The sequence below is a fragment of the Mesorhizobium sp. M2A.F.Ca.ET.042.01.1.1 genome (assembly GCF_003997405.1).
Lineage (GTDB): Bacteria > Pseudomonadota > Alphaproteobacteria > Rhizobiales > Rhizobiaceae > Mesorhizobium.
This window is the reverse complement of the sequence record NZ_RZRX01000216.1, coordinates 1-11,190: the sequence shown is the minus strand read 5'-3', so window position 1 is coordinate 11,190 and position 11,190 is coordinate 1. Positions and strand designations below refer to the sequence as shown.

The 11,190-nt window shown below is 65.0% G+C and carries 11 protein-coding genes; 1 reads left to right on the top strand and 10 read right to left on the bottom strand.

Annotation, left to right across the window (positions count from 1 at the left end; genetic code table 11):
• The first annotated feature begins 200 nt into the window (after positions 1 to 200).
• Positions 201 to 1,586, top strand: a complete 1,386-nt coding sequence (locus EOA23_RS26100) for an FAD-binding oxidoreductase (RefSeq protein WP_127306264.1) — start codon at positions 201 to 203, stop codon at positions 1,584 to 1,586.
• A gap of 12 nt (positions 1,587 to 1,598) precedes the next feature.
• On the opposite strand, the gene EOA23_RS26095 is transcribed toward EOA23_RS26100, so the two are convergent.
• The 10 genes from EOA23_RS26095 to EOA23_RS26050 all read right to left on the bottom strand — a co-directional run.
• Positions 1,599 to 3,242, bottom strand: coding sequence for an MFS transporter (locus tag EOA23_RS26095; protein ID WP_127306263.1), 1,644 nt, complete (start codon positions 3,240 to 3,242; stop codon positions 1,599 to 1,601).
• Between the two features lie 149 nt (positions 3,243 to 3,391).
• Positions 3,392 to 5,257 carry an asparagine synthase (glutamine-hydrolyzing) gene (gene asnB, locus EOA23_RS26090; RefSeq protein WP_127306262.1) on the bottom strand — a complete coding sequence of 622 codons (1,866 nt, stop codon included), beginning with the start codon at positions 5,255 to 5,257 and terminating at the stop codon, positions 3,392 to 3,394.
• Between the two features lie 163 nt (positions 5,258 to 5,420).
• Complete coding sequence (gene fliQ / locus EOA23_RS26085; protein WP_040989996.1) at positions 5,421 to 5,687, bottom strand: flagellar biosynthesis protein FliQ; 267 nt, start codon at positions 5,685 to 5,687, stop codon at positions 5,421 to 5,423.
• A gap of 128 nt (positions 5,688 to 5,815) precedes the next feature.
• Complete coding sequence (flgD, locus tag EOA23_RS26080) at positions 5,816 to 6,223, bottom strand: flagellar hook assembly protein FlgD (RefSeq protein ID WP_126059607.1); 408 nt, start codon at positions 6,221 to 6,223, stop codon at positions 5,816 to 5,818.
• A 1-nt stretch (position 6,224) separates the two neighbouring features.
• Complete coding sequence (gene flbT, locus EOA23_RS26075; protein WP_127306261.1) at positions 6,225 to 6,662, bottom strand: flagellar biosynthesis repressor FlbT; 438 nt, start codon at positions 6,660 to 6,662, stop codon at positions 6,225 to 6,227.
• Entirely contained in the window at positions 6,659 to 7,006 is a 348-nt protein-coding gene (flaF, locus tag EOA23_RS26070; protein ID WP_042640513.1) for a flagellar biosynthesis regulator FlaF, read from the bottom strand. Before flaF ends, flbT begins: the two co-directional genes overlap by 4 nt.
• A gap of 31 nt (positions 7,007 to 7,037) precedes the next feature.
• Positions 7,038 to 8,087, bottom strand: a complete 1,050-nt coding sequence (locus EOA23_RS26065) for a flagellar hook-associated family protein (RefSeq protein WP_126059609.1) — start codon at positions 8,085 to 8,087, stop codon at positions 7,038 to 7,040.
• A gap of 3 nt (positions 8,088 to 8,090) precedes the next feature.
• Entirely contained in the window at positions 8,091 to 9,545 is a 1,455-nt protein-coding gene (gene flgK / locus EOA23_RS26060; RefSeq protein ID WP_126059610.1) for a flagellar hook-associated protein FlgK, read from the bottom strand.
• A 29-nt stretch (positions 9,546 to 9,574) separates the two neighbouring features.
• Positions 9,575 to 10,831 carry a flagellar hook protein FlgE gene (locus EOA23_RS26055; RefSeq protein WP_126059611.1) on the bottom strand — a complete coding sequence of 419 codons (1,257 nt, stop codon included), beginning with the start codon at positions 10,829 to 10,831 and terminating at the stop codon, positions 9,575 to 9,577.
• 91 nt (positions 10,832 to 10,922) lie between these two features.
• On the bottom strand, positions 10,923 to 11,190 hold a 268-nt coding region (locus EOA23_RS26050), incomplete at its 5' end, for a winged helix-turn-helix domain-containing protein (protein WP_145966484.1).

Sequence of the window (11,190 nt, the reverse complement as noted above, 5' to 3'; positions counted from 1 at the left end):
CGAATAAGTTTATCCACGGACGGTCTCCCTTGATGAGATCTGCAACGACCTCATTCTGGCACATTGTGATGCCGTCGGGGGCCGTCCACCCCAACACGTACTTACGTACGCTCCGCTCCGGTTCTCGAAACCACCACCATATGACTCGCCGGAGCGAATTTCGAAACGGTCTCTAAGACGTCACTCCTGGAAGCCATCCCATGCAAGTCAAGCGCAACGGCGATGTCTCGTTCTGGTATGCGGATCTGGGCGCTATCCCCGCGCCGCGCCCGCCCTTGCCGGGCGACATCGAGGCGGATGTCGCGATCGTCGGCGCCGGCTATACCGGGCTGTGGACGGCCTATTACCTGAAGAAGGCGAAGCCATCGCTGCGCATCGTGCTCGTCGAGCGCGAGTTCGCCGGCTTCGGCGCGTCGGGGCGCAATGGCGGTTGGCTGTCGGGCGGTTTCGGCTGGTCGCGCGAGAAGTATCTGAAGACCTCGACACGCCAAGGCGTCACGGCCATGCAGCAGGCGATGGCCGGCTGCGTCGACGAGGTGATCCGGGTGGCAGCGGAAGAGGGCATCGATGCCGATCTCCGCCGCGTCGACAATCTGACGGTCGCCACCAATGCGGCGCAGCTGGAGCGCGTGCGCGAGGAATGCGAGACGACCCGCTCCTGGGATGCCGATCCCGAACGCATCGAGCTGCTTGACGCCGACGCGACGCGGACGCGCATCAACATCCGCAATGTCATGGGCGGCTTCGTCATCCGCGGCCAGGCGCGCGTGCAGCCGGCCAAGCTGGTGCGCGGGCTGGCAGCGGCGGTCGAGCGTCTCGGCGTTTCCATCTATGAGAAGACAACGGTCACCGTCATTGCCAAGGGCATCGTGGCCACGGACCGCGGCACGGTGCGGGCCGAAACCATCATCCGCGCCACGGAAGGGTTCACGGCCGGTATCCCGGGGGAAGAGCGGACCTGGCTGGCGCTCAATAGCGCGCAGATCGTCACCGAACCGCTGTCGGAAGAGCTTTGGCGCAAGATCGGTTGGGAGGGGCACGAACTGCTCGGCAATGCCGCGCATGCCTATTGCTATGCCCAGCGCACGCGCGAGGGCCGTATCACCATGGGCGGGCGCGGCGTGCCCTACCGCTACGGCTCGCGCACCGACATCAACGGCCAGACGCAGCAGGCGATGATCGACCAGCTGCACACGATCCTGACCACGCTGTTGCCGCAGACCGCGGGGTGCCGCATCGACCACGCCTGGTGCGGCGTGCTCGGCGTGCCGCGCGACTGGTGCACGACGGTGGGGCTCGACCCGGCGACGCGCATCGGCTGGGCCGGCGGCTATGTCGGGCTCGGCGTGTCGAGCTCAAATCTATCGGGGCGCACGCTGACCGATCTGGTGCTCGGCCAGGATACCGAACTCACGCGGCTGCCCTGGGTCAACCGCAAGGTGCGGCCCTGGGAACCGGAGCCGTTCCGCTGGCTGGGCGTGCATTCGATGTACCAGCTCTACCGCATCGCCGACCAGCGCGAGGCGGCGGGGCTTGCACACACTTCGAAGCTTGCCGCAGTTGCCGACGCCATTACAGGGCACTGATCGGCCAGAAGATCAGTGATCGATCGGCCCCTTGGGCGAGACAAGCGTCGTGCCCGCGGTGGTCGGGCGCTCGATCATCCGGCGCACGCGCGGCGGGTTCTCGCCGCTGTGCAGCGCGCGGAGGCGTTCGCCGACCACGGCATCGGCATGGGTGGCGCGGCGGTTGTGGCGGATATACTCGACCCAGGTCGGCGTGTGGTAGTGCTCGATCCAGATGCCGGGATTTTCGAGATCCCGCGCGAGCGTCCAGTTGCGGGCGCCGTCGCGGCGGCGGATGCGGCCGCGCTCTGCCATGGTCGCCAGGAATTCCGGCACGTCGTCCTCGCGGATGATGTACTCGATCATGACGGCGATCGGGCCGCTGCGCGGCTTGAGATCGAGCGATAGCGTCGGCTCCTTGAAGCGGTTGAGCGGATCGAGGTTGAGAACCGTCTGCTTCGGCAACGGCAGGACAAAGCCGATGGCCGCGCCAGCCAGCATGGCGACCGCCGCCGCGATCAGCGCGGTTTCGGCGCCATGAGCATCGGCGACGACGCCCCAGATCCAGCTGCCCAGCGCGATGCCGCCGAAGGTCGCCGTCTGGTAGATCGACAGCACGCGGCCGACCACCCAGCGCGGCGTCGACATCTGCACGGTGACGTTGAAGTGCGAGAGCGCGATCACCCAGCAGGCGCCGCCGATGAGCAGGCCCGCCGATGTCTGCCAGCCATTGTGGCTGACCGCTGCGTTGAGGGCGCAGAGCGCGAAGCCGGCAAACGCCATGCGCACCATCACCTCGCTCGACAGCAACTGTCTGAGCCGCACACTGATCAGCGCGCCGCCGACCGCGCCGATGCCGAAGGCGCCGAGCATGATGCCATAGGTCAGCGCATCGCCCTTGACGACGTCGCGCGCCACCAGCGGAAGAAGCGCGAGCACCGCGCCGGCGCTGAAGCCGAAGGCAGAGCCGCGGACCAGCACCTTGGCGATGTTGGGCGACATGGCGACATAGCGCAGGCCGGCGCCCATCGCCGCGCCCAGAGACTCGCGCGGCAGGGTCTGCTCGGGCAGCGCCGGCTTCCAGCGGGCGAGCACGGCGATCAGGCCGATATAGCTGACGGCGTTGGCGGCGAAGGCGGCCGCGGCACCCGCGGCGGCGACGATGACGCCGCCGATGGCCGGGCCGACGCTGCGGGTGATATTGAAGCCCAGCGAATTGAGCGCGACCGCCGCCGGCACCTTGGCGCGCGGCACCATGTCGCCGACGGAAGCCTGCCATGACGGGCTGTTCAGCGCCGTGCCGCTGTCGATCAGGAAGGTGAAGGCCAGCAGCGTCCAGGGCGTCATCCACCCTTGCCAGGTGAACAAGGTGAGCAGCGCCGAGACGACCAGCATGAAGGTCTGCGCCACCAGCATCACCTTGCGGCGGTTGAAGCTGTCGGCGATGGCGCCGGCGACCAGCGCGAACAGCATGATCGGCAAGGTGGTCGAGGCCTGGACCAGCGCCACCTGGTAGGGCGAGGTGGCAATCGTGGTCATCATCCAGGCGGCGCCCACGCCCTGGATCAGGCCGCCGAAATTCGACACCAGGCTGGCCGCCCAGACGGCTCGGAATATGCCGTGCCGGAACGGCGCCAGCGCGGAGACGCGTTCGCTTTCCGGCTCGTCGTCGATCATGGTTGGGCCTTCGTCCGCTATTAAGGCTCGCCGCGCCCGAAGAGGCCGGCGACTCGCCAAAGAGTGAGACCCAACAACAGGATGGCAAAGGCGAAAATGCGTCGGCGAAGCTTTAAACCAAGCATCTCGCCGGTCTGGACCAACCCCGGCTATTTTTCGCCTCTCGTCTCGACGTGCAGGGCCTCGGTCAGGTCGCCTGTGGTGTCGCCGCGCATGTAGAGCCTGAGCAGCATTTCCAGGCCGACGAGCCGCAGGCGCGACGTTTCCTGGCTTCTTGCCATGTCGATCAGGTCGTCCAATTCGGAGGACGACCATTTCATCGCGTCGCGAAGCAGACCGCCGCGCAGCAGCCCTTGCGTGCCGGCGGAAAAAGCATCGGCCATGTCGAAGCCGATCTTTGCCGCACGAATGTTTTCGCGTGGCAGATGGTGTTCGGCGACTTTCTTCAGCAGCCACTTGCCGGTTCCGTCGCGGTATTTCTGCCGGCGCGGCAGGTGAAGGGCGAAGTCGATGAGCCGGTTCTCGAGGAACGGCACCCTGAGCTCGACGGACGCCGCCATGCTTAGCCGGTCATGCCTGTGCAGCAGGTCCTGCAGATGCGAGTAGAGGTCGTAAAAGCAACTTGCCAGGAAAGCGCGATCATCGAGCGGCGTGACGCCGTCCAGCCTGTCGAACAGCTTCGTCTGCAGGAAATTCAACTCTGGCGACAGGGCTCTGAGCGCCATGCTGCGCTCGGAGGGCGAGCCGCGGCCGATCGAGTTGCGGAACGGTGCGCGGCGTAGTTCGGCGAATTTGCGGTCGCGTCTGGCCTTCGAGCGGAACAGGCGCTGCAGCCAGGAGTGGCGCCAGAGCCGCATTGTCGATGCCTGCCATTTGTAGCCGCCGAAAAGCTCGTCGGAGCCCTCGCCGGTGAGCAGCACCTTGACGCCGTCGGCGCGGCACTGCTCGGCAAGCGCCAGCAGCGCCGCGTGGCTGGCATGCCAGCCGTCGGTCTCGAGGTGCCAGACCGCACGCGGCCAGAACTCGAGGAACCGCTCTCTGTCGAAAGGAACCCGGCGCAGGCCGATACCGATATGGCGGCCGGTGCGTTCGGCGTCCGGCGCCTCGCTACGGCCGAGCTTCTGGTCGATGACATAGCCGTGCAGCTCCGGCCTGAAGCGCTTGGCGAGCGCGGTGATCAGGCCGGAATCGACGCCGCCGCTGCAGGCGGTGGCCAGGTTGGCATCGGCGATGCAATGCAGCTCGACACTCTCCTCCAGCAGCCTCTCGAGCGTCGCCATGTGCTCGGCGTCGGATGTCCTGTCTTCGGCGATGCGCGCCGTCTCGATCACATCGAGGACATGCCAGAAGCGGCGCTTCTCGATGCCATCGCCGGTAATCTTCCAGAGACCGGCGGGCGGCAGCCGGTCTATGCCGTCAAAGACGCTGTAGCTGGAATCGCGGCTCTGCCAGGCCAGCCGCAATGTCAGCTCGCGCGTGTCGACACGGCGCGCAAAGTCATGGCAGGCGAGGATCGCCTTGTCCTCGGAGGCAAACAGCACGCGCTCGCCGGTGTCGGCGACCGACAATGGCTTGATGCCCAGCCTGTCACGGACAAGCCACAAGGCCCCGTCGCGGGCATCGAAATAGGCGAAGGAGAACATGCCGTCGAACAGCGGCACCGCCTTTTTCGGGCCCCAGTGATGCAGGGCCTGAAGTACCACCTCGGTGTCGGACACCGTTCGGAATGTCAGGCCTTCCGCCTCCAGCGTCTTGCGCAGCACGCGAAAATTATAGACCTCGCCATTGTAGCACAGCACGCCGTCGCCGGATGCGGTCAGCATCGGCTCGCGCGCGGCGGGCGATGGATCGATAATGGCCAACCGGCAGTGGCCGAGCGCCAAGCGGGCGTTGTTCCAGTTGCCGTGGTCGTCGGGACCGCGATGCGCCAATGCCTGCATCATGCGCGCGACATCGGAAAGATCGCCGCTCCCGATCGGATCGCGCTTTCGCCAGACGCCGGCTATTCCGCACATGGCCCGCCGGCCGTTCTTGCTTGATGCATCGCTTCCTGAATCGCCGTTTGCGATAAAGACGCCGGCCGATACCGGCACTGCTACAATCTAGCCGCGACAAACGTCGCCGCAAGCGATCTCGGGCCTTGCGAACAGGCCGCTATACGCCTGTCGCGGCTTTGCGTCAGAAGCCGTGCTCGATGCGCTCGAAGATAACGTTGGTGAAGGCCGATATCTGGCTGCCGATGAATGGGCCGGTCAGCGCCACCACGAGCATGATGGCGACGATCTTCGGCACGAAGGTCAGCGTGATTTCCTGGATCTGGGTCAGCGCCTGGATGAGCGCGATGCCGATGCCGACCACCATCGCCACCAGCACCACGGGGGCGGAGGCGGTGAGAACCGTCCACACCGCGTACTGGACGATATCGAGGGCATCGGCCTCATTCATGCGGGCACACCCCCAGCGGTCAGACTAAAGCGCGTCGCGATCCTTCGGATTCGCTCCATGCGCTTTAGGTCTCTGGTTTTACGCATGTCTTTATCCCGAAGCCAGTTCCCACTTTCGGGAGACATGCTTTAGCTGGCCGGCTTGATCGAGACGCCCGCGCCGACCGGGACTTTGGTGCCGTCCTGCAGCACGGCGATGAGGCCGTTGCTGGAAAGCGTCACCGAAGCCACCGTGCCGGTGGTCTTGCCGTCGGCCGAGGTGATCGAGCGGCCGATCAGCGCGTCGGCCTGCGAGAGCGCCGATGACTGCATGATCTGGTCAAGCTTGGTGTTGGTCTGTACCGACTGCTCGACCTGGGAGAAGGTGGCGAGCTGCGCGACATATTGCGTGGAATCCATCGGCTTGGTCGGATCCTGGTTTTTCATCTCGGCGATGAGGAGCTTCAGGAACGACTGGTAGTCCACCGCCGTCTTCGAGGTCTGCTGGCTGGCCTGGTTGGCGCCAACCGGGATCGTTGTCGTCATGTCGACAGCCATCTTATGCTCCTACAGCCAGTGCGCGGGGCGCTTCGGGAATCTCGTCAATGTCTTCGAGCGCCTTTCGCTCGAGCGGATAGAGCGCGCGGATCGCCTTCAGCGCCTCGTAGATCTCGTCCTCGCCGACCATGCGGTCGATCTGCTTCAGCCTGTTGCAGATGTCCTGGTTGTCGAAGCTCGCGATCAGCATCGGCAGCGAACGGCGGAACATGTCGCGCGCCTCCGCGGCGCCCGCCGGATTGATCAGCATGATCTGCACGATGAAATAGAGCTGCCTGAGCGGCGTCGAGGCCTGGTCGGCCTGGATGACATGGCTTTCGAGCAGGAACTGCACATCGTTCATCAGCTCGATGGTGACCTTGCGGTCGACGCGGATGACCGCGCCATTGATGTAGATCTTCTCGTTGGGCTTCAGCGAGATCTTCAGCGTGTTGGTCATTGGATGCCGTCTCGGATGATCTGAGAGACCTCGATCAGTCCTTCGAAATTGTTGGTGCGGCCCTGGCGGATGTCCTCTGTCTCGCGCAGCAGCCACAGGCCGATGGAGATCAGGTTGGCGCGCAGCTCCTTGGGGAGCGCGTTGTCGCTGGAGCCGAGATCCTCGACGAAGGTGGTCCAGATGCGGTTGGTGAAATGCAGCGCCTCGACCGCCTCCATGGAGTCGGTGCCGACCGCGGCCGCCGCGGCCAGCATGTCGATCGAGCGGGTGAGCAGCTGCCGCTCCCGGTCCTTGGCATCGGCGACGGAGTCGGTCTGGATGTCGGCGTAGGAGAATTGATACATCGTCGGCGCTCTGGCGTTCCGGTTTACGTGTTCAAGTCAGATAGTTGAGCAGGCTGAGCTGCTGCAAACGCGCGGTCAAGGCAAAGGATGTCTCGATATGCTGTGTCAGGTCGGCCACGCGGGTCGCCGCTTCCGTGGGATCGACACCTTCGAGATCAAGGATATGCTTCTCGAAGAGGTCGACCTGGGTTTTCATGCGGTCGCTGGCATCGGACACCCGTTGCTGGGCAATGCCTGTTTCGGCCCGTATTTGGGTGATGCCGCCGATGGCTTCGCCGACCAGCGCCTGGGCGCGGCTGACGACCGCGTTCTGCGCGGCCTCGCTGATGCTGCCCGTCATCAGGCTGCTGACCATGGCGGCCGCCATGGCGAGCTTGCGGATGCCTTGGTCGTTGGCGCTGATCGAGGTCTGGGTGGTCTCGTTGAGCGAAATGCGGCTGGTGATCTGCTCGTCGGTGGCGCTCGACCAGTTGGCCTGCCAGCCGGAGCCCAGGAATTGCGGCTCGACCTGCGTGGTGATGAAGTTATCCATCTGCGCGGCGGTGATGTTGGCCGCAGCCGGGTCGGTCTGGGTAAAGCCGAAATAGCTGGTGAAAGCGGCGTCGAACGCCGCCTTGGCCGGCGAGCCGGCGGCGTTGAAATCGTCGATCGGCTTGACGTCGGTGTTGGTGCCGGCAAACAGATATTCGCCGTTGACGCTGGTGTTGAGGATGCCGGTCATCTGCTGCAGCGCCGAGGCGCCGGCGGTCCGCAGGATGCTGGTCGAGGAGTCGCCCGACACGCCGCTGGTCAGCGCGGACAGGAAGCTCTGCGCGCTGTTGGCGATCTGGCCGAGCGAATCCTGGGTCGATTTCAGGCGCGCCGAGACGAGCGCGTTGGAATCTACAATGCCGTTCAATCGGTCGAGGTCGCGCTGGAAGGTGACGGCCTGGGTGGTGCGGCTGCCGAGCGCCAGTCCGATATCGGCGACCGTGCCGGTCTGTGATTCCTTCGTCGCCTTGATGAGGTCGGCCTGCATCTTCGCCTGCTGGTAGCGCAGCGCGTTGGATATGGCAGCCGAGGAAACGCCTGTCGCTTTCATGAATTATCCCACCGCCGCCAACAGGGAATCCAGCATGTCGCCTACCGTCTTCATCATATGCGCCGATGCCTGATAGGTGTGCTCGAGGTCGAGAAGCAGGGACATTTCCTGGTCGATATTGACCCCGGTGTCGTTGGACAGCGCCTCGGCCGTGCGTGCGGCCAGCGCCTGCTTGTTGTCGGCATTGGTCGAAGCCTGCTGGCGCACGCCTTCGAACCAGCCGATGGCGTTAGCCGCATAGTCGGAGACGCCGGAGCTGACGGCAATGCCGGTGGACGTATCGAAGGCCATCGGCTGATCCAGCTTGTTGCCGTAACCGATCAGCAGGTCCGCATAGGACGCGCCGCCGCCGGTGTTGGCGACATAGGCGACGCCGTTGGCGCCGCCGTCGCGCAGCAGCGCGGGATTGCCGCCGGCGCTCGGATCAAAGGCGGCGTTGACGCTGATCGACCCGGCGAGGCCGTCGACCAGGGTGCCGGCGGGCGGAATTGCCGGCGCGCCGGACCATGTGAACAGGCCAGTCGCATTGGGCTGCGACGGTGCGGTCTCGGCAAATGCCGTGATCAGGCCGCGCGCGATTTCGTCGAGCTGGCTCTGCATGGTCGAGGCGACGCCGTCACGGAGCTTCAACAGGCCCGCCAGCTTGCCGTCGGCGGTGGTGTTGTCGCCGGTGCCGGCGGAAACCGGCACGTTGTCGATATAGATCGTGTTGCCGGGCGTGCCGGCCGAATAGCCGGACGATGGCGTGAAGGTCACCGAGCGCGGCACGGTCTCGAACAGCGTCGTGCCGTCCTTGGTGGTGATGACCATGTCGTTGTCGCCGCGCGTGAAGGTCGAGACCGGGACATATTCCGATATCTTCTTCAAAAGCGCGTCGCGCTGGTCGAGCGCGTCGGATACGTCCGTGCCCGAGCGTGTGCCCGAGATGACGGCCTTGTTGGCGTCCTGGAACTGGCTGAGCAGCGAGTTTAGATCGTTGACGGCGGTGGCGATCTGGCTGTCCGCCTGGGTTCGAAAATCCTGGATCGCCTTGGTGCCGCTGTTCAGCGAATTCACCACCTGCTTGGCGGCGTCGACGACGCTGGTGCCAAGGTTCTGGTTCGACGGCGTGGTGGCGTAGAGCTGCAGGGCTTTCTGCAGGTTGGCGATCGCCGTCGAGGGCGACGACGCGTTGTCGACCCCGTTGACCGACAGATCGAGCTGGTCCATGCCGTCGTAAAGCGCGCTCTGGCCGCTCCACGCCGACAGCGCCTGGAGGTTCTGCCGAAACAGCAGATCATTGGCGGTGCGCTGGATTTCCACCATTCTGGCGCCGGGCGCCGTGCTGGTCACCACGGCGATGCGGCGGGTATAGTCCGGGTTCGAGGCATCGGCCACATTGCGCGATACGACGCTGGTCTGCTTGGAGGTGGCCAGAAGCGCCGACTGGGCAATGCTTAGTGCGGAGGAAAGCGACATGCTGATCTTTCACGGGCGGCGCCCGTCGGTTATCTCTTCAGGTTGACGAGGACGTCCATCAGGTCCGAGCCGGTCTGGAAGACCTTGGAATTGGCGGTGTAGCTGCGCTGCGCCGCAATCATGTTGGTCAGTTCCTCGGCGATATCGACATTCGAATTTTCAAGCGCCCCGGAGACGATGGAGCCGAGCTTGCCCTCATTGGCAAAGCCGATATGGACGGCGCCGGAATCGGTGCTCTGCACATAGACGTTGCCGGGCATGGCGGTGAGGTTGTCGGGGCTCTGAACATCGGCCAGCGGGATCTTGTAAAGCGCCTTGGTCGAGCCGTCCGCGAACTGCGCGTAGATGACGCCGTCCTGGCCGATCTGCACCTTCTGGATTGAGCTCGGCGCGTTGCCGTTGACCTTGGCGTCGGCGACGGTGAAGCCGGTGCCGAGCTGGGTCAGCTTGGAGAGATCGAGGTTGAGGGTCTGGCCGCCCGGAACGGTGAAGGAGACGCCCGTGGTCGCGCCGGTGAGCTTGCCGGTGGTGGTGTCGAAGGTGAGGTTGGCCGATCCCAGCATGCCCCCCGTATAGGGGAACGAGGTGCCCGGGGTCGCCTTCGACTGGTCGAAGACCGCGACCTGCCAGGTGCCGGCGCCGGTGTTGGTGAAATAGACGTCGAGCAGCTTCTTGTTGCCGAGATTGTCGTAGGCGACCAGCGAGGTTTTCGACGTGTACTGGGCGGTCGCGCTGTTGGTGGAGGGCAGACTGCCGGCCGCGACCGGAGTGGCGCCTGCCGGCAGGTTGCCGCTGAATATTCCGCTCGTGCTCGGCGTCGCCGTCATTTCCTGGTCGGAGATCTGCACCGGCACGAGGCCTTCGAAGCCGTTGGCGGTCGCGGCCGGATCGCCATTGGCGTAATCGTAAGCCATGAGCTGGTAGCCCGCGGCATTGACCAGCCGGCCTTGCGCATCCGGGACGAAGGAGCCGGCGCGGGTGAGATAGGGCGTGCCGCCGGCGTCCTGCACGACGAAGAAGCCGTCGCCGTTGACGGCAAGGTCGGACACCGAAGTGGTGTAGGTCATGACGCCTTGGGTGCTGACGGCGGAGCGGATCGTCGTGGTCACGCCGCCCGAATTATAGGCGCCGCCGGTGCCGGGCATGATCAGGGACGAGAACTCGGCCGAAGAGCGCTTGTAGCCGGTGGTGTCGGAGTTGGCGATGTTGTCGGCCACCGTGGACAAGCGGTTGGCCTGCGCGTTCATACCGGAAACGCCGGTCCGCATCATTCCGTAGAGGCTCATCGATGGATCTCCGCAGTGCCTTGGTAGGAGGCCACAAAACTATGCCTCGTGTCTTGCGCGAGGCTGGCGCGGGATGTGCCTTGGACGGCCATCAAAACACCAGCCGATAGCCGAGGAACCGCTTGGAATCGATCGGGTCGTGGCCGAGCTTCTCACGCAGCTTCTTGCGCAGCTTCGAGATGTGGCTCTCCACCACGTTCTCCTCAACCTCTTCGTCGAAGATGCCGTAGATGGCGTTGAAGACCTGCGTCTTGGTCACGCGCCGGCCGCGGTTGCTGGCCAGATATTCCAGGATGCGCCGCTCGCGCCGCGGCAGCGGCAGCGGCTCGCCGTCGATCTCCGGCTCGCTGCCCTCCCTG